19 protein-coding genes are annotated in these 22,874 nt (G+C 33.0%); 1 reads left to right on the top strand and 18 read right to left on the bottom strand.

The genetic code is table 11. The features are described 5' to 3' along the window. Window positions 1-4: 4 nt before the first annotated feature. From CLORY_RS00270 to CLORY_RS00195, 16 genes are all read right to left on the bottom strand, one after another. Window positions 5-691, bottom strand: coding sequence for an IspD/TarI family cytidylyltransferase (locus CLORY_RS00270; protein WP_242954271.1), 687 nt, complete (start codon window positions 689-691; stop codon window positions 5-7). Between the two features lie 69 nt (window positions 692-760). Next, window positions 761-1,627, bottom strand: coding sequence for an ABC transporter ATP-binding protein (locus CLORY_RS00265; RefSeq protein WP_079421577.1), 867 nt, complete (start codon window positions 1,625-1,627; stop codon window positions 761-763). Between the two features lie 21 nt (window positions 1,628-1,648). Then, window positions 1,649-2,437: an ABC transporter permease gene (locus tag CLORY_RS00260; RefSeq protein WP_242954270.1), complete on the bottom strand. Its 789-nt coding sequence runs from the start codon at window positions 2,435-2,437 to the stop codon at window positions 1,649-1,651. A gap of 29 nt (window positions 2,438-2,466) precedes the next feature. After that, entirely contained in the window at window positions 2,467-3,894 is a 1,428-nt protein-coding gene (locus tag CLORY_RS00255) for an undecaprenyl-phosphate glucose phosphotransferase (protein WP_079421576.1), read from the bottom strand. Window positions 3,895-4,355: 461 nt separating this feature from the next. Further along, complete coding sequence (locus CLORY_RS00250) at window positions 4,356-4,655, bottom strand: lasso peptide biosynthesis PqqD family chaperone (RefSeq protein ID WP_079421575.1); 300 nt, start codon at window positions 4,653-4,655, stop codon at window positions 4,356-4,358. Continuing rightward, the gene (locus tag CLORY_RS00245) at window positions 4,640-5,704 is read right to left on the bottom strand and encodes a glycosyltransferase family 2 protein (RefSeq protein ID WP_079421574.1); all 1,065 of its coding nucleotides are present in this window, start codon (window positions 5,702-5,704) and stop codon (window positions 4,640-4,642) included. The genes CLORY_RS00250 and CLORY_RS00245 overlap by 16 nt, the downstream gene beginning before the upstream one ends. A gap of 151 nt (window positions 5,705-5,855) precedes the next feature. Beyond that, window positions 5,856-7,259: a nucleotide sugar dehydrogenase gene (locus tag CLORY_RS00240; protein ID WP_079421573.1), complete on the bottom strand. Its 1,404-nt coding sequence runs from the start codon at window positions 7,257-7,259 to the stop codon at window positions 5,856-5,858. Continuing rightward, entirely contained in the window at window positions 7,256-9,196 is a 1,941-nt protein-coding gene (locus tag CLORY_RS00235) for a heparinase II/III family protein (protein ID WP_079421572.1), read from the bottom strand. Before CLORY_RS00235 ends, CLORY_RS00240 begins: the two co-directional genes overlap by 4 nt. A 315-nt stretch (window positions 9,197-9,511) precedes the next feature. After that, window positions 9,512-10,687 carry a DegT/DnrJ/EryC1/StrS family aminotransferase gene (locus tag CLORY_RS00230; protein WP_242954269.1) on the bottom strand — a complete coding sequence of 392 codons (1,176 nt, stop codon included), beginning with the start codon at window positions 10,685-10,687 and terminating at the stop codon, window positions 9,512-9,514. A 97-nt stretch (window positions 10,688-10,784) separates the two neighbouring features. Then, window positions 10,785-11,819: a glycosyltransferase family 2 protein gene (locus CLORY_RS00225; protein WP_079421570.1), complete on the bottom strand. Its 1,035-nt coding sequence runs from the start codon at window positions 11,817-11,819 to the stop codon at window positions 10,785-10,787. Window positions 11,820-11,829: 10 nt separating this feature from the next. After that, the gene (locus CLORY_RS00220; RefSeq protein WP_079421569.1) at window positions 11,830-12,729 is read right to left on the bottom strand and encodes a glycosyltransferase family 2 protein; all 900 of its coding nucleotides are present in this window, start codon (window positions 12,727-12,729) and stop codon (window positions 11,830-11,832) included. A gap of 13 nt (window positions 12,730-12,742) precedes the next feature. Then, a complete protein-coding gene (locus CLORY_RS00215) occupies window positions 12,743-13,993 on the bottom strand; it encodes an O-antigen ligase family protein (RefSeq protein WP_169911477.1) in 1,251 nt (416 codons plus the stop codon). Window positions 13,994-14,053: 60 nt separating this feature from the next. Further along, window positions 14,054-15,604: a murein biosynthesis integral membrane protein MurJ gene (murJ, locus tag CLORY_RS00210; protein WP_169911476.1), complete on the bottom strand. Its 1,551-nt coding sequence runs from the start codon at window positions 15,602-15,604 to the stop codon at window positions 14,054-14,056. Between the two features lie 39 nt (window positions 15,605-15,643). Further along, window positions 15,644-16,768, bottom strand: coding sequence for a glycosyltransferase (locus CLORY_RS00205; protein ID WP_079421566.1), 1,125 nt, complete (start codon window positions 16,766-16,768; stop codon window positions 15,644-15,646). Window positions 16,769-16,819: 51 nt separating this feature from the next. Next, window positions 16,820-18,136, bottom strand: coding sequence for a nucleotide sugar dehydrogenase (locus CLORY_RS00200; RefSeq protein ID WP_079421773.1), 1,317 nt, complete (start codon window positions 18,134-18,136; stop codon window positions 16,820-16,822). Between the two features lie 71 nt (window positions 18,137-18,207). Beyond that, window positions 18,208-20,091 (bottom strand): polysaccharide biosynthesis protein, encoded by a 1,884-nt coding sequence (locus tag CLORY_RS00195; RefSeq protein ID WP_079421565.1) that lies wholly within the window; start codon window positions 20,089-20,091, stop codon window positions 18,208-18,210. 202 nt (window positions 20,092-20,293) lie between these two features. Here CLORY_RS00195 and CLORY_RS00190 point away from each other — a divergent pair, with 202 nt between their 5' ends. After that, a complete protein-coding gene (locus CLORY_RS00190) occupies window positions 20,294-21,325 on the top strand; it encodes an LCP family protein (RefSeq protein WP_079421564.1) in 1,032 nt (343 codons plus the stop codon). Here the strand turns inward: CLORY_RS00190 and CLORY_RS00185 are convergent, their stop codons facing one another. Further along, window positions 21,326-21,907 carry an acyltransferase gene (locus CLORY_RS00185; protein WP_079421563.1) on the bottom strand — a complete coding sequence of 194 codons (582 nt, stop codon included), beginning with the start codon at window positions 21,905-21,907 and terminating at the stop codon, window positions 21,326-21,328. 30 nt (window positions 21,908-21,937) lie between these two features. Then, a complete protein-coding gene (locus CLORY_RS00180) occupies window positions 21,938-22,771 on the bottom strand; it encodes a peptidase G2 autoproteolytic cleavage domain-containing protein (protein ID WP_079421562.1) in 834 nt (277 codons plus the stop codon). Window positions 22,772-22,874: the final 103 nt, after the last annotated feature.

The following is a 22,874-nucleotide window of genomic DNA, read 5'->3' as shown; positions in this document are numbered from 1 at the left end:
TTAATCACTCTTCTCCTAAAATATAATTTTTGTAAATTATCTCTCCGATTTTTAAATCGATTGGTTTAGTTATTTTAATATTATATTCTGTGCCCTTAAGTACAGCTACTTTTTCACCTATATACTCATAAAAAATACTAGCATCTTCAGTAAATTGTTGTCCTTCTTCTCTTGCTCTCTTATGTGCTTCAACTATCTTAGCAGTATTAAATTTTTGCGGAAGCTGTATATTTACAAGTTCTTTTCTCTCAAGTACTCCTTCTATATATTCTGTTCCTCTAAGAACTGTAAATGGAATATCACTGCCATAAGTAATATTTTCTCTTTTGTCTTCAATAATTGCTTTAAACTCTTTTGCAGTAACAAAAGGTCTTGCAGCTTCATGTATAATTACTATATCGTTTTCTACCTTTAAAAGACCATTATAAGTTGACTCCTGTCTAGTTGCTCCAGCTTCAGCTAATGTGTACTTCTTGCTTATGCCAAACTTTTTAAGCATGCTGTCTATTTTATCAAAGTACTGTTTTGGGCTTACTATTACGATATCTTCTACTTCTTTGAGAGTATCCAGCCTTTCAATAGTATGCATTATAATTGGCTTTCCATAAAGTAATAGAAACTGCTTAGGAACATCCATATTCATTCTAGTACCTTTTCCTCCAGCTAGTAAAACAACGCTATACTTACCCATGCATTCTCCTTCTTTCATTTAATAATTTTTAATATATTTAAACCCATTAATTGCTAACTAGGGGTTTTGCTATTTTTTATTGCTATCCTCTTTATTACCTTTTTTCTTTGGAGTCTTTCCTTTCTGAGGAGTTTGTTCAGCCTCAGCCATTGCCTCTGTAACTGCTTTAGTTACGGCTTTCATTTTAGCCTTTTCCTCCTTGTCAACCTCCATATAAATATCTGAAACCTCTTCTGTTTCTCCTATCATTTTCATCCTGCCGCCTTCCAGCCACAAAACTCTGTTACAAAGAGTATTTATCTGAGTTGAGGAGTGAGAAACAACTATTACTGTAGCTCCTGATGCTATTATGTCTTTAATCTTTTGCTCGCTTTTCTTTCTGAATTTATAATCTCCTACAGAAAGTGCTTCATCCACTATAAGTATATCTGAATTTACGGCAGTGGCGATAGCAAAACCTAATCTTGCCTTCATACCAGAGGAATAATTCTTAAGCGGACTATCTATAAACTTTCTAAGCTCAGCAAAATCGATTATTTCATCTGTATGTTCCAAAAGGAACTCCTTGCTGAAGCCAAGTATCATTCCATTTAATATTATGTTCTCTCTTCCAGTAAGTTCTTCATCAAAGCCTGCACCAAGCTCCAGCAAAGGAGCTAACGTTCCTTTACGTGTAACAGTACCAGTAGTAGGCTTCAGAACTCCTGCTATTATTTTAAGCAAAGTACTTTTTCCTGCTCCATTGAGTCCTATTATTCCAAAGACTTCACCTTTTTTAATCTCAAAATTTATATCCTGAAGAGCACAAAACTCGTTATATTTAATCTGATTCTTTAGTCTCTTTATAAAATAATGCTTCAGTGAGTTTATCTTTTCAGTAGTCATTCTGAACTTCATTGAAACATTCTCAACTTTAACCACAACTTTATTGCTCATAACATTTCCTCGTTCCTTAAATTATATATTGAATATAAATTTATCTTGATTCTTTTTAAATAGATATACACCCAAACCAACATAAACTACAGAATATATTATACATCTCAAAAACACATGACTATCTGGCACTGATACTGCGCTAGGATCCTGTAATATATAATATCTGAATATCCAAATACAATCAAATATCGGATTTAGTTTTAAAACTCTCAGGAGTTTTTCCACATTCTTAACAGGATAAAAGATTGCTGACATATACATTATCATTGTAAGCAGTACTGAATAAAGATGCTCCATATCTCTGAAAAACACATTTACAGTACTTAAAATAAGTCCTATACCTGTACTTATAAAGAATAAAAATACCAGTGCAATTAAGCCTTTAAAGGTATCTGCATTTATTTCCACTCTATAATACAGCATAACTCCTATAAGCGGAATAAAGGATATCAAAAATATTATAAATGTAGAGCATATCTTTGATAATGGGAAAATATATTTAGGTATATATACTTTTTTTATCAATGATCTATTCTGAACAATTGATTTCATTGCAAATTTAGTTGCATCAGCAAAAAATGTATACAACAATCTTGCAGATAAAATGTAGACTGCAAAGTGAGTTATCTTATTTTTGTGAAATACTGCTGTAAACACGTAAGTAAGTACTAGCATCATTAACAGAGGGTTTATAACACTCCAAAGTATTCCCAAGAAAGAATTTTTGTATTTTTTCTTTATATCTCTCTTTACCATTTCCCATAGCAAATTTCTGTATTTTAGAAAATTTTTAATATTAGCTTCCAAAAAAACACCTCATTTTATTAAGACTATATCTAATATGCATTTTTATTCACAAAGCCTCTGGCAACTGTTAGAAATAAAATTTTTATATCCAAAAGCAGTGACCAATTTTCAATATAGTATATATCACATTCTATCCTTTTTTCAATAGATGTATCGCCCCTCCAGCCATTTACCTGAGCCCAGCCTGTCATACCCGGCCTGACCTGATGCTTAACCATGTATTTTGGAATGGTCTTTTGAAATTCTTGAACGAAGAATGGTCTTTCTGGTCTAGGTCCTATAAGACTCATATCACCTTTTAATACGTTAAAAAGCTGTGGAAGTTCATCCATACTGGTTTTTCTTATGAATGTACCTAGCTTTGTCTTCCTAGGATCATTTGATTTTGTCCACATCTTCTCGTTGACTTTTTCATCTATCTGTTTCATTGACCTAAACTTATACATATTGAACTTCTTTTTATTAAGTCCAACCCTTTCCTGTTTAAAAATAATTGGTCCAGGAGAGGTTAACTTTACGCTTAAAGCTACGATAATCATAATAGGTGAAAAAATTAATATACATAATAAGGAGATAACTATATCAAACATTCTCTTTAAGAACTTATTTATAGGTTCATCTAACGGTATATATCTTATGTTAATAACTGGTAGGTCATCCATTTCATCTACATAAGGCTTTGCTGGTATATACCTGAAATAATCAGGAATTATTGATGCTCGTACTCCATGTGCTTCACACTTATCTATCATTTGGTTCAGCTTTTCATAATCTTTTAATCTTAGTGTTATGAATACTTCATCTATTTTATTCTTTTTTAGATAATTTTCAAGCTCGTCTATATTATATTTTTTATATTTTCTAATTAATTCGTTAGAACTTAGCTCAGAACTTAACGGTTTATCCCCATTTTCTTTAAAAATTGCAAGAAGAGAATACCCCCACTGTTTGTTCCTGGAAAGTCTTTCCAAAAGTTCAAGAGTAAGATCATTACAGCCTATAATTACTATATGCTTAAGATTTATTCCCTTTTTTCTCATGGATTTCATTACATTAATCAGTATAATTCTTTCAGAGATTAATAAAATATTGGAAATTAAATAGAAGATAATAAGCAGACCTCTAGAATAGTGCATCATCTTCGAAAAATATAGTACAACGACAAAAATTAATGTAGCTATTGAATTTGCCTCTATTATGCGGTATATCTGTTCTGTCTTCTGACTATATCTGAAGGGTGCATATAAATTGAAAAAGTTAAATGCTATTATGTATATAGGCAACATTAGAAGTATCACTTTAAAATAAACATAAAAGCTTAGTCTTCCAGCCAAAATATTCGAAAATAAGTGTAATCCAAACATGGCATACCATGTTATTAAAAATGCAAAAATTAATACAACAATATCAAGCACAAATTGCGTTCTGTTTATAAGCTTTTCATTTTTTCTTATCATAATTCCTCACCTTATAATTTTATTTTCTAATTTGGACATGAACATATAGAGGACATAGTTAAAAGGACTCCCAAACTAAAAATACAGGTTGTGAAAAAACAATGATACCTAATCAAAGTTATATAAAAAGCCTGTCAAAATAAAGAGACAAGCCAATCTAAATCATCCTTAAAGTTACAACAACATTTATTATACATAATTACAGTTTAATTGTCTAGAACAAAAAAGAAATTCAACGATTCGGTAGATTTCCATTTCTATCACCGCCGCGAATTTTCACTTACCAACAATTTTAGTCCTTATACTTGTCTTTTCCTGCAGCTTTCGCCAAGGATAACATCAATATAATAGTAAATATAACCGCTATTGCTATTATCGCTTTTACCATAATAAAACCTCTTTATGTATATTTTGCTATTCACTATATTATATTACAAAATATACTGATGGTAAATGAAAACTTATTGCCTTATTGTATCAACTTTTACAACTATGTCTTCTTTATCCAAAAGGTTTAAGAATTCAAGTACAATTTCTTCACAATGATTATAGTCAAGATGATATTCATTTATAAGCTTTAGTATCACATCATTTACAGTTATGGGCTCACTAATCATGTCCCATATCCTGCTGCCTATTTTATTCATAATGAAATATTTTTCGCTCTTCATACTTAGCATTGCTTTTTCTCCATCGCAATCTGTCACATTTATATGTTTATTCTGCTTTACTGTAGAATTTACCTCTATTCTCTTCTCCATAATATCATCATCTTCCTTTCAATTAAAATAGAAAATGCCGGAAATCTTCTCAGCTTTCCAACATGCTTATATAGAGCTACATAAATATCTTTGTTTAACAGAAATATACGAATACCGATATAACATTTTAATTCTTTTAAGCTGAACTGCCACATTTTAAATCGCTTAAGGCACTTTTTCATATTTTCATCTACTGGTATATCTATGTTCTTTCTGTTTGTTTCCATTCTATTAATAATTCTATTGCAGCTGAATATTATCTCTTTAGGACATTTGTTATATATCACCATCCATACAAAATTCTTATCTGCATGAAGGTTCTCCAGGTATTTAGCTAACCTGTTAAATGTTTCAAATGCTGCAGCATTACTTATAGCTATGCAGCTATTTACAGTATTTTTTCTTATTATATGATGAAAAAAATCTTCGTCAATATACAAGGTTCTCTCAGCTTTGTATATTACCTTAAGATAAAATTCCTCATCTTCACCGCTTCCACAGTTCTCATAAAACCTTATATTGTTTTCTTCAATAATCCTTTTTTTATAAACAGCAGAAGATATCTGAAAATTTACCTTTTCCTTTAGTACGTTTATAAAAAGCTGCTCGCCTGTAAGCTGTTCAAGATGAGTGATAAAGTTTTGATTATACCTTCTTACAACGTTATAATTTTCATCCACTTTATCGAAATTCCAAAATACTATGTCAGGTTCCCTGTTATCTATTTCACTTGCTGCCATCTCTAGAAGGTTGTAATCTACATAATCATCTGAATCTAGGAAGTACAAATACTTCCCCTGCGAAACAGCTATTCCTTCATTTCTAGCCGCACTAACTCCCTTATGCTTCTGATTAACTATTTTGTAATTTATCTTTGAATCCAGCAAAAGGCTTTCAGCAATGGCAATAGAATTATCACAGGAACCGTCATTAATAAGTATTGCCTCAAAGTCTTTAAAGCTCTGATTTATAATGCTATTAATAGTTTTATATACATATTTTTCTGTATTATATACTGGTACTATAATACTAAACAGCACTCTATCCATAACTTACACACCTTTTTTACGATTGATTTTTCATATCTGCTAAAAATATTTCAGAATAATTTATACATGTGCCGATATTTCCGTCAATTGAAATTCAGACACATGTATAAATCAAGTGCTGATATGAAATTATACAAATATTCCTGTAACTTTAAGCTTTCTCATTACTGAAATCATGCTCACTGCTGTACTCGTTTATTTTTTTCTCAAGCAAAGCTTTATCTGATAAATTGCATCTATTTATACCACTCCAGCTTATACCTTCATATATTCCATCGTATTGAACTTCATCCCACATTCTTACAAGATCAATCACTATTTTATGCTTGCATTTTTCCAGCACATTCTCAAATTCCTTCTCTTTGTTTACTATCACTATGAGCTCTGAATTTTCAATAACATATTGAAGCCTGTCTGTTATTAGTCCTTGAATGTGCGGTATTCTTTTCTCAATATACTCTCTATTTTCACCAATTAAATCTGATACCTTAACATTTTTATCGTATATCTTAACATTAAAGCCTTTCGCTAAAAGACTTTCCACTAACGTAACGGCTGGACTATATCTCAAATCATCCGTATCTGGTTTAAAGCTTAAGCCTAGGACTCCTATCTTACTTTTTTTCTTGCTTACTATCATATCAAATGCTTTTTGCTGCTGTACCCAGTTACTCCTTCCTATATTGTTAATAATAGGAGTATCCACATTAAAATCTTTTGCCAGAGCTTTTAACGCTGCCGAATCTTTTACAAGACATGGACCTCCATAGGCAAATCCAGGTTTAAGATAAGCTGAAGACATATTTAAATTAGTGTCTCTGCAGAATATCTCCATAACCTTAGAACCGTCTATATCTAGTTTCTGGCATATATTTCCCACCTCATTTGCAAAAGCTACTTTCAATGCATGATAGGTGTTATTAACAAATTTAATCATTTCGGCAGTATCTATATCTGTACATATTTTTTCTCCTGGAAGCCCATCATACAATTCCAAAAGCATATTCTTTGCGTTATTACAGTCATAGCCGATAACAGTTATAGCAGGGTTAAGAAAATCATTCACAGCACTGCCCTCCCGTAGGAAATCAGGATTTGAAATAACGGCAAAATCTTCTCCGCATTTTTTACCTGAAAGCTGTTCTATTATCTCTGCTACTTTAGTGCTTGTTCCTGGAGTCACAGTACTTTTTATAGCTATGACATGAAAATCCTTCTTCAGCGAAATTACCTTTCCAATTTGTTCTGCTACTCTGTAGACATATTTCATATCAAGCTGTTTCCTGTTATTGCTAGGAGTTCCTACTGCAATTAAAGATATTTCGGAGTTTAAAATAGCATATTGCACGTCAATAGTAGCTTCAAGCTTCCTTTTCCTTCTAGCCTCTTTTATATACATATCTAAATATTTTTCAATTACCGTAGGCTTTCCATTATTTATAAGCTTGACCTTTTCTAAAGCCACATCCACTCCTATCACATTGTTTCCTAAACTAGCAAGGCAACCAGCATTTACACATCCAACATATCCTAATCCAAAAACACTTACGTTCAATATTTAACCTCCTCCTTGTTATTATTGTAGTAGCGTCTTAATACCTCATCACTTATTTTCTTATTAATGCTTATAACCGTAGTTATTTCTGTATGTGAACCTCTATTATTAACGCTGCATCTTATAACATTGGTACCTTTCTTTTTTGTATACATTTCAGACGTATATTCCTTCTCCATATTTATTTTTTCGCTGGAATACATATATACAACATTTGCCTCTCCATAAAGCTCTGCCAGATCGTGATTCAATATTACTTTTACAGACGGAGCTGCTGCAAAGGTTTGTACGCAATTTACAAAATCCCCTTGTATATCATCCTTTATAATAAACAAATCTGGTTTTTTATAGGTTATTTCTCTATAATGAACAATTGGTTTATATCCATAATGCTCTGCTGATACGAAATCTTCGCTATCGCTGCTGCTAAATTCCTTAAGCTTTGTTTCAAACTCTTTACCTAATGCAAAAGTACCTGTCATATCCGATTGCTCCGTCTCGTCAACAATTATAGTATTATGGTTTATTGTGCTTCTAAAATAATTTCTCCAGACAATACTGTTGTGATATACATAGGTTCCTGGATCTACAATAAATTTTTCACCATCAATACTTAAAGTTAAACTTAATGCATCATTATGACGATGAGCAGCTACTTCACCGTAATGCAAAGAGCTGTGGTTAAAAGTCATAATTCTTTCTGTCTTGTCAGCTTTGTACTTCAGTACTGTGATCCCGCCTTCCTTATAGCATATAGATTTGTCATTGCTTTCAGGTTCACTTAGCTGCTCAAGCTGCTCTTTATCAAAGAACAGCTTTATATTCCGATTTATATTTTCCGCTTTTATATAGTTTTTGTTCTGCTGCAGCGATATAAGCTGAAGCACGTATTCATAGTAATTAAATTCCTTGTTATATAGATTTATGATTTTTCCCCGATCATCGTCTCCCAAGGCAGGTACATTTTCATTCTGATCCATTATACTAGCTAGAAAACCTGCCATCTTTTCTAACAGCTTATCCATATAATTTGAATAGCTTATTTTATTCCTTTTCAGCTGTATCACAAGTACTGCTATAGCTTCTGCTATTAACGCGTGACAGTGAATTGACTGCTCCTTATCTATACCATCACTGCTTATGAGTTTTTTCAGTTCAGCTTCTAACTTTTCCATAGCGTACCTAAGCATATCTCTATCTCTAAAAGCTATACCTCCAAGAGCCAGTGCAGTCATTACGATTATCAAGTCACTGTTACCAGTGGAGTACGTTGTGCAATGCAGTCTTAGATATCTAAGCTGATTTCTCACGGCTGCAGCAATATCTAGGCAAAGTTTTTCCATTTTGACATCATTTTTAATTATGCTGCCCAGTAAAAGCCACGATATGCTTCTAGCAGCTATTTCCGCAGCACTTGTCCAACTTATTCCAACAAGAAACGGATTTTTTTTTACCCAATCATAAAAAATTCTTTTGATATGAATAAGTGCTTCGTTGTCTTTGGTGTTCAAATAATACATTGCCATAGGCAGCATAAATTGAAATCTATTTACCTCCCAATTAATTCTCGCACATCCAAATCCGTTTCTATGTTTATAATTTAATTTATAGCAAAACTCTTGCGGCCACTCTGTATTTTCCATGCTGTTAAAAGCATTATGCCATGGCATTCTTTTGTTTAAATTTATCCTATAATGATTAAATAATTCCAATGTATATATTTCTGTTTCTTTAACATCAAAATTCCTTACATACAATCCCCAGAACTTTGCAGGCTGCAGCTTATATATATCATTTGAAATAATGAATTTTCTTTTCTTTGCATACCTTCTTTTTTCCTGAAGCCTAAGTATAAACAATTTAAATTTCCAGCAAACCTCATCCAACTTTATCGACTTAACCTTTTTTAAATACCAGATATATTTTGATTTATTCATAGTTACTCCTTATACACACTAGTGTATAAATTCATTAAGTGTGTAACCTTTAATTTCATAATAGGGTTTGTTCTTCATATTATTCTCTCCCTTCGTACCCAATTGGTAAAATATGTTATAAATTTACTAATAAATATTACTATAATTTGTAAATGTTGTCCACAATAACCATTTTACTTTTTGCTACTTAATGTACCATAAATTCTGCTGAAGCATAAAAAAAGAACATATTATTACGAAATTAATTAGGAATGAAGATTTAAGAATGATGAATTGTGGTTGAATTCTGCTATTTGAAATTTCTACTAGTCCTCCCTATTTTCTGTACTTTTTAATAATATACTTCACTGCCGAAATGACATAGTCTACATCTTCATCACTCATTGACGGATATAATGGTAAGGATATTATACTGTTATAATATTTTTCAGCTACAGGAAAATCACCTATACCATAGCCATAAGTTCTCCTATAATAGGACATAAGATGGACAGGTATAAAATGAACGCTGGTTCCAATGTTTAACGAGTTTAGTTCAGCTATTACTTCATTTCTTTTTATTTTTAATAGTGAGCTATTAATCTGCACTATATATAAATGCCATGAATTCTCTGTATTGACTGGTACACGAGGAACCTCTACTGCCTCTTCGTCATTAAATGCTTCTGTATATTTTTGAGCTATATGTCTTCTTCTTTGCTGCATACTTTCTAATTTCTCAAGCTGCTTTATTCCCAAGGCTGCTTGTATGTCAAACATATTATATTTATAACCGGGTTCTTCTATATCGTACTCCCAGCTTCCACCCCTATTGTATCTTTTCCATGCCTCTGAACTCATTCCATGACAGCTGAGCAGTTTTGCTTTCTGATATATATCTTCTCTATTAGTTAGCAGCATTCCACCTTCACCTGTACATATATTCTTTGTAGCATAAAAACTGAAAGAAGCTGCTGTACTTTCAGAACCTATTAGTTGTCCTTTATATCTTGTACATAGTCCATGAGCCGCGTCTTCTGATATAAACAATTTATACTTTTCTGCCAGTTCTTTTATTTTGTCCATATTGCATGCCTTCCCTGCATAATGCACAGGTACAATGGCTCTGGTTCTGTCTGTTATCTTTTCTTCTATTCTATCTGGATCTATAAGAAAATTTTCAGGATCAACATCAACTAATACAGGAATTGCTCCTACATGCACAATAGTGTTCACGGTGGACGCAAAAGTCATCGTAGTAGTAATAACTTCATCTCCCTGCTTGATGGCTGCAGCTAAAAGTGATAGGTGCAGTGCTGCAGTACAAGAATTTACAGCTACGGCATGCTTAGCCCCTATATATTCAGCAAATTTCTGTTCAAATTCTACTGTTCTAGGTCCCTTAGCAAGCCATCTAGATTTCAGTACATCGAGCACTGCATCAAACTCATCACTATCAAGCATTGGTGAAGAATATGGTAAAAATTCATGCCTTTTAATAAATTCTTTCAAAAATTTCTCATTCCTCATTCTTAATTTATATATATTTATTCAGCAGCAAAAATAGTAGAACTTTTATATAACCCAAAAGTTCTACTATTTAAGTCTACTAATTTCTTGAGGTACGGGCGTTTCTCTTTAATGCTCCGCTGATGTGAACTACATAAAAGTTTATTAAACCGCTTATAAATCCTGTGCCATAACTTAAATGCAAAATAGGAAATGATAAAAGTACATAGTAAAAAGGAATTTTATTCTTTTTGCCAAGCTTAACTGAGATAAAGAGTGAAATTAAAAAATATGAACCCAGTTCTGCAAGCCACAAATACATTATGAATTTTGAAAGCAGACTTAAAATAAAGAATATAACATTCGCAGTGACAAAGGCTGCTGGAATAACATGTCTAAACGCTGCTAGCTTACCATGTTTTTGCATAACTCTAACTTTCCAGAAGCCGTATTGATAATATTGTCTCCACAAAGCTTTATAGCTGCTTCTGCTGAAATATATGTAGCCTATATCAGGAGAAAACAGTATTTTATAGCCCGCTTCCTTTATTCTAAAATTTAATTCATCATCTTGATTTCTAATAAATTCCTCATCGAAAACTCCTATTTCATTGAAAATAGCTCTTCTGTAACCGCCAAAACCTACTGTGTCTACACTATTCTCCTTATTTCCATACCTAAATTCAGAATTGCCAACTCCAAAAACAGAGCCCATTGCAGCCGCTATAGCCTTACCCTCAGTTCCAAAGCTTATGGTATTAGCTTTTCCGCCGACGCATACTGCATCACTAGAGTTGATCTTCTGAACGTTCTTACTTATAAAATCTACTCCTGGTATCCCATGAGCACCAAAAATTATGATAAGTTCCCCATTACTGCTTGTTATTCCTTCATTAAGTGCACAGGAGGTAATCTTCTTAGGATTATCTACAAGTCTTACGTTTTTATATTTTTTACTATATTCTTTTACTATACTTCTTGTATTGTCTTCAGACATGCCATCACAAATAAGTATTTCATATAAGTCTTGTTCATAGTCCTGATTTAAAAATGCTTCAATGCAATTTTTTATATACCTTTCTTCATTCCTGCAAGGAATGATGACTGACACCTTAGTAACATTATCAAAAACCATTTAATCACCTTCATTCATATTTCATGCTGCAAATAGCTTTAATTTTAGCTTTATATACTCCGCGCCTGCAAGCTGTTGAAAATATTGCTTTCATCATAGCATCTGCCAGTGACATCACTCTGTATATACTGTAGTAAGTATTTCCATTATGTTTCTTTATAAATTTAAGCCTGCTTACAATCCTTCTCTTTTCTGTGATTTCGTTTATAGTTTTACTGCTTCCGCCACCTAGATGTATTATTTCTGCTTCAGGATAAAATAATATTTTATAACCGCACTTTTTTGCTCTCTTGCAAAAATCAGCTTCTTCAGCATACATAAAAAAACTCTCGTCAAGCTTTCCTATTTTTTCTACAAGACTTCGAGGCATCATCATAAAAGCACCGCAAACATAATTCACTTCCAGCTCAGAAACATAATCAAAGCTTTTTATTCTTACTTCATATTTATATCTTTCTTCTTTGGGAATAAAGTTTATCAGCCTAGTCTTAAACAAAATCGAATTTTTCAGAGAGTTAAAATTATAACAAGAAGGCTGAAGTGATCCATCTTGATTTAAAAGTCTGCATCCTAAAACTCCAATTCTGCTATCCCTTTTTATTCTGCCTATACACTTCTCAATTGCATTTTTCTGTACTATGGTGTCGCTGTTTAACAGCAGCAAATATTCCCCTTCCGCCCTTTCCATGCCCTGATTATTCGCATGTGCAAATCCGTAGTTTTTATCATTCTTAATGATAAGCACATCTTTAAAATTCACCTCTAAATATTCTACAGATCCATCCGAAGAACCATTATCGACCACTATAATTTCATAATTAATGCTGCTAATACTGTTTTTTATTGATTGAATACACTGCCCCATAAGCTTTTTTCCATTCCAATTTACAATTATTATAGATAGCTCCATTAGATTCTTCCTTTCAATAATCACTGTCCTGCTTTATTCCAAGCGTTATAGCCATTATTATAACTATAAATACCGAAACTCCGCCAAAACCAAACATAAGCGAGTTAGCTGATGCCTCCATTAGGTTATGTAAAAGAAATAATATTAAAGACCATGCTCCGCCAAGCACTGCACAAGCTGCTGCTTTATTTCCATTGTTCACTAATGCTTTATAAACTTTTCTATAGGCTGTAAATATACATACTATGAAGAATACTGTAGCTATAAACCCAATAACACCAGTTTCTGCAAGTACTTGAAGTATCCAATTGTGAGCGTTAATCTCGTGTACCCTTCCTCTTGAAGACATATAATAGGTTCTATATTTATCTACACCTATGCCAAATACTATATTATTAGTAAAATCCCTTAAGGCGGTCTTCCACAAAGTTAATCTGGAAATAGAACTTTGAACGTTATCCCCTGCTATTCCACTGGCAATTCCGTTTAAATTTTCAGTTATACGAAAATTAACCTGACCTATAAGTACTTGGCATCTGTAAATAATTGAAGGTATTATCCCAACAGCATAATTCACCGTAAATACAAAAAGAAATCCAATAAACGTTTTTAAAATATTTCTTTTTGAAAGCAGGCTTCGAGCGTTAAAAGCAAAGAATACAAATAATACGATGATACCTGCTCTTGATACCGTCATTACAATACCAGTAATCAGTAAATAAAACGGGATATAGTAAAATTCATTTTCTGATTTAGCCCTAAAATAAGTAAGAGGGATTAGCAGCAGGAACCTAGAAGTCATCCTATTAGATTTCCCCCAAATTATTGAGTTGAATCTCTTAGGAAATTCAGTGTTAAAATAAGTTTCACCAATCCCAACAAGTACAACGATTACTCCCAGCGCAATAAGGACATTACAATATGTTTTCCACATTGGTCTAAAATTGTCATCTACATAAAAGCTGAAGAAAATTGCTGCTGCTATAGCTAATATGATCATGTACTTTATTATTTCAGCAGGATTTTCTGTATTATGTACAGTCAGTACAATTAACATGCCAATGCCATATATCAGCCATGCAGCACATATAAGTACAGGAATTTGCTGCCGCTTCCAGCCATTTTGCAGCAAACTGAAAAGCGTGCATAAAGCTAATGCTGCCGCTGCAAATTCAGTTATATATGTACTGACACCGTGAATTTCTAAACTGTATTCTATCGCTGCAAGGCTAAATAGTACGATAAGCTTTAATATTTTAATCACTGTTTTCCCCCCTTTTGCAGACATATAGATAAGCTGCCTATGCAAGCACTAAATATGATGCTATCTACATGCAATAATTTTACCCAGTTTTTGCAGTACATCATTAATAATATCAATCTCTTTTACATTCATAAGTCTTAATGTAACAATGTAAATCACTGCAGAGAGTCCAACGCATATTAATATAACAAACGCAATCACATAATTATTTTCTGAATATTTAAGTGATTTTATTACAGTAAAATAAACATAATTTGCAGCTACCCCAATCATCACACTTGCCAAAGCACATTTTACAAATACAAAAGCACATTGACTAAACCTAATGAAATTCATATCGTATTTCAACTCTAAAAGAATAACAGTTGCCATTATTATGCCTGTGGCAGCTGTAGCAAGTGCAGCTCCATAAACTCCAAAAATGGGAACTAAATATAATATGAGACTGATATTTACTACTGCAGTAATAAACGAATTGTACATAGGGATTTTTGTCTTTCTTGCTGAAAAAAACACTTTGCTCACCGTATCTAGAATTCCATAGCCTACCGTGCCTACAGCTAAGATCTTTACGCAGTTTATTGTTTTAGCAGCTGCAGAGCTGTCAAACCTTCCATGCATAAGAAGTATTTGTACTGCTGGCCCTCCGAAAACTATAAGCATTGATATAAGCGGCAGCGATATTATGAAAACCATATCTATAAGTTTAATAACAGTATTGCTAAACTCCGTTTTATCAGTTTTTAAAAATTTCTCTGTGAGCATCGGATACAGCACAGTTACAACAGATACAACAAACACTTGATTTATTATTGTACTTATCTTAGCTGCATAGTCTATTACTGAAATGCTTCCAGCTTCAAGTCTTGACACCATTGTCCTATTTAAAATCACACTGAACTGTCCCACTATGTTACTCATAAAAACAGGAACACCCAGTGTGATTATCTGGAGAATATATTTATCTTTAAAATTAACAATCGGCTTGTATTTAAAATTTTTTATAAAAGGCCGTTGTACAACTATTTGAATCATAGCTCCTGCAAGTACAGATATGACAGCCGCTGTTACACCTTCATTCCTGAACGCAAGTATCCCTAAAATGATAACTAGGCTGGCGGCCATATCTGTAAGAGATGGCTGAAGAAATATTTCGTAGGATTGCAGATAGGCTGTATATAGGCTGGCAATAGCCAAAAATATTATTGAAGGTAACGCTATTCTTGTAAGTCTAACGGTGACCGTAAAATCTTTACCGGTAAAACCACTGGCAAACAGTGTCACCAGCAAAGGTGAAATTATAATTGAAATAACTGAAAGCAGTATAGCTGCAATCGAAACTATATTCAGTATATTGCTAAAAAACTCATTTGCAATTTTCTTATCCTGCTTTATCGTCGCAAAGACTGGAATAAATGTAGTTACTATGGTGGATGCTATACAGCTGAAAATCACTGTAGGTATTGTTGTAGATATTTTAAAAATATCAGACTCTCTTGTTGCACCGTAAATAACTGCAATAACCAATTCTCTTAAAAAGCCGGCTGCTTTGCTTAGTATTAATATGATACTTATTAAAATACTGTTTCGTGCAATCCTGCTTTTATTCATTACGCCTTCCTCCATTTGAACTTGCAAATCAAGCTGCAATTACTGAAATGTATTATATATTTTTAGTAAACTATCGCTCATATTCTCCCAATTGAAGTCTTGTCTTATAGCATATATCCCATTAAGACCCATTTCGGTTCTCATCCTATCATCCTTCAAAAGTCTTATAAAACTTTTAGCTATTTCACTTATATCTTCAGGATTTACAACTATTCCCGAATTATATTTGTTTACAAACATGCTTATAGGCGGAAGATCACTTCCTACTACCGGTATCCCGCAGCTCATATATTCAAACTGTTTTATTGGTATATTTTTAAAATATTTTTTATACGGTTTTAAAAGCACAGCTCCAATTTTACTGCGGCATATATATGAAAACACTTCGTCATGAGGTACTCTATCAATAAACACTATATTTTCTATCAAATTATTATCTTTTATATATTGTTTTACGACATTCTGTACGTAGGAATCCATAGAACTATATAAAAGAAGGAGTTTTACATCAGGCTTATATGTATCTTTAATTATTTTTATACTTTTAACCAGTTCAAATATTCCCCTTTCTAGAGTTAATGCCCCTTCATATATTATGTCAAAGTCTTTTTTATCTTGCTGCGAAAGCATTACCATCTTGATGGACGGAAAATTATATATAGCCTTGGTATTTTTATTGATTTTTAAAAATCTTTTTTCTACAGCTCCATCTGCAGTTATTACATAATCCATACTTGAAGCTATAAGTTTTTCAGTAGCGGCAACAAATTTGCTCATAATAAAAGCAGCGCAGTGGGGAATATTGTTACTCATACACATCATGTCTGGAAAATCTTCATGAACATCGTAGATTAATTTGCATTTAGGATTACTTTTCTTTAATTTTTTTATTTTGAGCAGTATCTCATAATCATGAAAGTGATAAATATCGGCATTAACTTGTTTTGCTTTCAACAAAAGTTCATCTATCAGTTTATATCTCTGCATTAAATTATCAGCTCTGGTTATGCCAATTATTTTTATACCTTCTACCATATAATAATTATTTATATCGGGAGCTATTATAGTTACATCTTCATACTTTGATTTTAAGGTTATTGCCTCTTTACAAAATACCCTGCTGTCCAACGCATTATGAGTAGTTGTTAACATACATATTTTCATAGTTTCCTATTTTCCATAGATAAATATTTATGTATTTTTCTATAGACCTCTCTATAATACGAATATTTTTTTTCTTCCTGTCTTTACAGCTTTAGTTGCATTTCTAGTATCAAATACAAGCTTTGATCTGTTTACTATTTCCTCCATAGGATAGACTTTATGCCCAGTAGTTATTAATACTATATCAGCTTTATCGATATAATCTTCCCAGCTCACAGTGTTATAAGTTTTACCCTTGTGGCTAAATCTTTTTATATAAGGATCGTTTATCAATAGATCTGCTCCGCTGTTTATTAGGTTTTCCATCACCTTAAGTGCTGGAGATTCTCTGTAGTCATCAATATCATTTTTATATGCTACACCTAGCATTAACACTTTTGCACCATTCAAGGTTTTTTTATGATCGTTTAAAATCTTCATCATTCGCTCAACAATAAATTCCGGCATAAAATCATTAATCTCTGAAGATGTTTCAATAAGCTTAGTATGAAAATCATATTCTTTAGCTTTCCAGGAAAGATACATTGGGTCTAACGGAATACAATGTCCTCCTATGCCCGGGCCTGGATAAAAAGCCATATACCCATAAGGCTTGGATTTAGCCGCATCTATAGTTTCCCATATATTAATACCCATTTTGCTGCATAATATCGACATTTCATTAACTAGTGCTATGTTTACGTTTCTGAAGGTATTCTCAAGTATTTTTTCCATTTCAGCTACGGATGGTGATGAAACTTCTATAACGTCACCATTAAGTACACTTCTATATAGTTCTGCAGCTATCTCAGTGCATTCTTTCGTACACCCGCCCACTACTTTAGGCGTGTTATTTGTTTTGTAGTACGCATTTCCAGGATCAACTCGTTCAGGCGAAAAAGCGAGGAAAAAATCTTCTCCGCACTTAAGCCCGCTGCTTTCCAATATAGGTTTTATTATCTCTTCCGTAGTGCCTGGGTATGTAGTACTCTCTAATACTACAAGCATACCGGTGTGAAGATATTTTGATATTTCCTCGGCTGAATTTCTTACATAGGAAAGATCTGGCTGTTTATATTTATCCAGCGGTGTGGGCACACATATAGCTATCGTATCCATATCTGTTACAAAGCTAAAATCACTGGTTGCACTTATTTTTTTTTCTTTTACAAGTTTTTTTAAATCGTCATCTACAATGTCTCCGATATAATTTTTTCCTTCGTTCACCATAGACACCTTTTGAGGCTGGATATCAAATCCCATAACTGTAAAACCTGCTTTTGCCTTCTCCACTGCCAAAGGTAATCCAACGTAGCCTAAGCCAACAACCCCAAGTTTTGCAGTTTTATTTTGAATTTTATATAGAAGTTCATCCTTAACACTTGTCATAAGTACTTCCACGAAGTATCACTCCTTATTTTTTATAATTAAATATACAAATATTTACGTGGTTTATGTTTTCACACCATTAATAGCTGAGATTTTGCTTCTTTTTTACAGTTATCTCTTTTATAAGTAGGAACCTCTTTTTCAAGCAGTTCACAAATATCATCGCTGCTAAGTTCAGAAACTTTTTTAAATTCATTAATCGCAGCATTAACATAACTCATGCTGTATTTCATTGGCTTTTCAACAAATATCTTTTCATGTTTTGTGTTATCTAGTACTAGCTCATTCATAAGCGGCTCTTCATAAAGTTTTTCTCCCTTTCTAAGGCCAATAAATTCTATCTTTATATCCTCATCAGGTGTAAAACCAGAAAGTCTTATAAGGTCCCTTGCAAGGTCCACTATCTTTACAGGTTTACCCATATCAAGGACAAATATCTCGCCGCCCTTTGCCATAGCTGCCGCCTCCAAAACTAACTGGGCAGCTTCAGGAATAGTCATGAAAAATCTATTTACTTCAGGATGAGTAACAGTTACAGGGCCTCCTCTAGCTATCTGCTCTTTAAACAGCGGTACTACACTCCCACTGCTTCCAAGTACATTTCCGAATCTAACGGCCACATATTCCGTATTGCTCCCTTTGTTGAAAGCCTGAACCATTATCTCACAGAATCGTTTTGTAGCTCCCATTACATTCGTTGGATTAACAGCTTTATCAGTACTTATCTGAACAAACTTCTTAACTCCAAAACTATTGCAGCACTTTAACAGGTTATAGGTTCCTAATATGTTATTTTTAACAGCTTCTGCAGCATTTTCTTCCATCAGTGGAACATGTTTATGTGCTGCTGCATGAAAAACTATTTCAGGTTTATATCTGTAGAACATGGAAGTTAATATTCCATAATCCCTTATGGAGCCTATAATTACCTCTATCCCTACTTCAGGAAAATTATGTTTAAGTTCAAGCTGCAGTTCATATGCCCCGTTTTCATATACATCAAATATTATGATCTTCTCAGGAGAAAACCTTGCTAGCTGCCTGCATAGTTCTGAACCTATGGAACCTCCGCCGCCTGTCACCAGCACAACCTTGTTGTGAATATACTCATTTATACCATCTACATTAAGTTTAATCTCATCACGCTCAAGTAAATCCTCTATGCTCACGTCCCTTACGTTTTTCAATGAATGTTTACCATCAAGTATTTCATAAATTCCAGGTATCGTTTTTAATCTGCAGTTTGTATGCTTACATATATTGTATATTTCCCGTTTATCGCTTAAACCTGCAGATGGTATTGCAACGATTATATCTTCTATTTCGCATTCTTTACATATATTCAATATATCTTTGCGTGTTCCTAAAACCTCAATTCCGCATATAGTTTTATTTAATTTCTTAATATCATCATCGATAAGTCCTACTATTGAGTAATTTAGTTCTCTATGCCTTTTGATTTCCCTTATAAGCATAACTCCTGCTTCGCCAGCACCTACTATTAAAAGCTTTCTCTTACCCTGATCTTTTTTATAGCATCTTTCACTGCTGCTATATACTCTATGCATGAATCTGGCTCCGCCTAAAAGCACTACACTCAATATCCAGAATATTATATGAACTGAGAACGGAAACCTGTAATAATTGATTCTTATAAGTTTATAGTTAATAAAATAACTATAAAAAATAAAAGCTACATTCGATAAGGATACAGAATAAATTATTGATAATAACTCTTCAACAGAAGCATAGTTCCAATAGTTATTATATAAATTGAATAGCTTGTTAAATGAAAGTGTAAAAATAATCACAGGCGGCATTGACATAATAATAAACTGAGCATAATCCTTAAATGCTCCATCCATGCCAAAATCAAATCTTAATAATAATGATGAAAGCAATGCAAAAATAATTAATACTATATCGGTAACAACAAATTCATTGTGTTTAGCCATATTTGCCTCCTAGTTCCTATTTTATTTCAATACGTATAGTATTAACTATTTTTCTATTTTTATTAAATCTTTGTATAGTTATTTTCTTTTTATACCCTTATACCGAACTTTAAAATGGGAATACTATAACACTACGTAGATAATATAAAGCATAAAAGTTTTACTATATCATTATAGAGACTAAATTAAGGGAGTGTTTATTTTGAACTTATCTGAAAAGACATGTTTATGTTCTGAAAATGTAAATAAAAAGAGATCATTTAGAAATTTCATAAAAACATTCTCCGTATCTTTTTTAATTATCATCCTGCTTATACCTATGTTTTATACCTTATATTTATATAATCAGCTTAATAAGATAACTGTAAAACCAATATGTAAGTCTGACAAGGCCTTAGGTATTGAACCATCCACACAAAATAATCCAATACAGAATTCAATAATAAATATAGCACTGTTAGGTACAGACAGACGTAAAAAAAGCGAATTAGGCCGCTCAGATACTATAATCATAGCTACCCTTGATTTCAAACATAAGGACTTAAAACTATCTTCGATTATGAGAGATTCATATGTAAAAATTGATAACCATGGTTTTAACAAACTGACTCATGCATATGTTTACGGTGGTCCTGAGCTGACTCTTAATACAATAAATGCAAATTTTAATCTTGATATACGAGATTATATTTCAGTGGATTTTTTTAATTTAAAGGAACTTATAGATATTGTTGGAGGGGTCAATATTGATATAAAGGAATCCGAAATCTGTTCACTAAATAAAAACATGGCCGAGTTAGCTCGTATTGAAAAAGTAAGCTATAACCGAATAGAGAACTCAGGAATTCAGAGACTTGACGGAAACCAGGCACTAGCGTATGCACGTATAAGAAATGTTGGCAACGGAGATTATGAAAGAACATTAAGGCAAAGAAAAATACTAACAGAACTTTTCACTGAAATGACTTGCAGGAATCCATCTGAATATGCATATATAGTATCACAGATTTTTCCTATGATCGAAACAAGCATGACAAAAAGAGACATAATAAAATATGGCTCTCAAGTTTTACGTTCAAATATAAAATGCTTTAAACAAACTCGCTTTCCTGTAAATAATAATTTTATTGAAAAGAGGATACATGGCGTAGAATATATAGTTCCTGACATGGACAAAACAATAATACAGCTTCATCAATTTATTTTTGAAGACATATATCCTGAAGAGCATTAATTAAATTTCAATCAATACATTATCCTTGAATGCATATTTTTTTCCGCAAACTCTACATTTCAATTCTGCATCTTGTTCAGTTTGAGTAAGTAACTTTTCACCGCAGACACATACATATCCTCTTACTCGTGCTGGATTGCCAATAACCATGCTGTAATCAGGAACATTCTTAGTAACTACTGCCCCAGCCCCTACCAGTGCATAGCTTCCTATAGTTACACCGCATATTATTGTAGAGTTTGCTCCTATAGAGGCACCCTTTTTTATTATAGTCTTCTTGAATTCATTTTTCTTTTCAATGAAGCTTCTAGGATTTATGACGTTTGTAAACACACAGGATGGCCCTAAAAACACATCATCCTCACAGACTACACCAGCATATATTGAAACATTGTTTTGAACTTTAACACCATTTCCTAAAATAACATCTGATGCTATAAATACATTTTGTCCTATATTACATTTTTCACCTATCACCGTACCTGACATCAAATGAGAAAAATGCCAGATATGAGTCCCAGCACCAATACTGCAGCCTGGATCTATATAACTGGATTCGTGGACATAATAGTTCTGTTCCAAAGCAATCTTCCTTTCCGTAGAAATTTAATATCAATTTCTATTATTATTTGATACTATTGTGGCTCTAAGCAGTATTACTACCTGATTTGACGACAGCCTTTCAATAACCCTGTAGCCCCTGCTTGAAGTCGTAGCCACAGCATTACTGTTCGGTACACAATATCCGTTTACTTTACAGCTCCCATCATCCCTCACCGGAACCTGTCCTAAAAGACTGACATATACCCACTCATTTCTTAATGCTCTAGGAATGTACTGCTTATCTTTATCCCACTTAGGATTAATCATTGGTCTTCTTTCAGTTCTCTCACTGCATAGTTCATTGCCATATTGGTCCTTTACTGACGGAATAAGTACATCTTCATATTTAATTCTTCCCCATTCATCAGTTAAATATTTGTTTTTCCATCTAATATCCTGACCATTACCAGTTACCCCTGGAGTTATGGTAGTAACACCTAATATGAATTTATCTCTAGTCATTACCTTTCTTATTCTTCGGCCATCAAGAGTTACAAAATACCCACAATCAATACTCGCTCCGTTTAGTGTTTCAAACATCTCTGCATATCCTCCTGTAGAGCAGTTCATGTTTATCGTATTGCTTTCTGATATATTTTGTATGTTTTGCATCTTTACCCCTTGTTCTTCAATTAAGCTGCTTGATTTATATCCCGTTACATCTGTAATCCTTTCCTTCTGGATTATATCTCCGTCCTCCAGATCTTCTGCCAGTTCTTCATTTACATCTCTTCTTTTCTCTATCTCTTCAGCTCTAAGCGTAATTCCTTCATTGACTCCAGACCTAGCCCCTTTGATCTTAGATGTGAATATCATTATTCGCTTTTTTTCATTAAAAGACATATGCTTCACCACCAACAGAATGTTATACTATAAAACTATGCGTGAAGAGAAGGATTTGTGAAAAGTATTAAGAGAAAAGAGTAAAGAGAAGAAAGAAAAGTGA

It is taken from the genome of Clostridium oryzae (assembly GCF_002029235.1).
Lineage (GTDB): Bacteria > Bacillota > Clostridia > Clostridiales > Clostridiaceae > Clostridium_AE > Clostridium_AE oryzae.
The sequence above is the reverse complement of the archived record's forward strand: the minus strand, read 5'-3'. Positions and strand labels throughout refer to the sequence as shown.

Excerpts from the sequence above, each read along its gene's own strand:
- CLORY_RS00255 (WP_079421576.1), bottom strand. The coding sequence starts at position 3,894 with ATGATAAGAAAAAATGAAAAGCTTATAAACAGAACGCAATTTGTGCTT.
- CLORY_RS00225 (WP_079421570.1), bottom strand. The coding sequence starts at position 11,819 with ATGGTTTTTGATAATGTTACTAAGGTGTCAGTCATCATTCCTTGCAGG.
- CLORY_RS00265 (WP_079421577.1), bottom strand. The coding sequence starts at position 1,627 with ATGAGCAATAAAGTTGTGGTTAAAGTTGAGAATGTTTCAATGAAGTTC.
- CLORY_RS00195 (WP_079421565.1), bottom strand. The coding sequence starts at position 20,091 with ATGGCTAAACACAATGAATTTGTTGTTACCGATATAGTATTAATTATT.
- CLORY_RS00205 (WP_079421566.1), bottom strand. The coding sequence starts at position 16,768 with ATGAAAATATGTATGTTAACAACTACTCATAATGCGTTGGACAGCAGG.
- CLORY_RS00200 (WP_079421773.1), bottom strand. The coding sequence starts at position 18,136 with ATGACAAGTGTTAAGGATGAACTTCTATATAAAATTCAAAATAAAACT.
- CLORY_RS00180 (WP_079421562.1), bottom strand. The coding sequence starts at position 22,771 with ATGTCTTTTAATGAAAAAAAGCGAATAATGATATTCACATCTAAGATC.
- CLORY_RS00245 (WP_079421574.1), bottom strand. The coding sequence starts at position 5,704 with ATGGATAGAGTGCTGTTTAGTATTATAGTACCAGTATATAATACAGAA.
- CLORY_RS00270 (WP_242954271.1), bottom strand. The coding sequence starts at position 691 with ATGGGTAAGTATAGCGTTGTTTTACTAGCTGGAGGAAAAGGTACTAGA.
- CLORY_RS00250 (WP_079421575.1), bottom strand. The coding sequence starts at position 4,655 with ATGGAGAAGAGAATAGAGGTAAATTCTACAGTAAAGCAGAATAAACAT.
- murJ (WP_169911476.1), bottom strand. The coding sequence starts at position 15,604 with ATGAATAAAAGCAGGATTGCACGAAACAGTATTTTAATAAGTATCATA.
- CLORY_RS00235 (WP_079421572.1), bottom strand. The coding sequence starts at position 9,196 with ATGAATAAATCAAAATATATCTGGTATTTAAAAAAGGTTAAGTCGATA.
- CLORY_RS00220 (WP_079421569.1), bottom strand. The coding sequence starts at position 12,729 with ATGGAGCTATCTATAATAATTGTAAATTGGAATGGAAAAAAGCTTATG.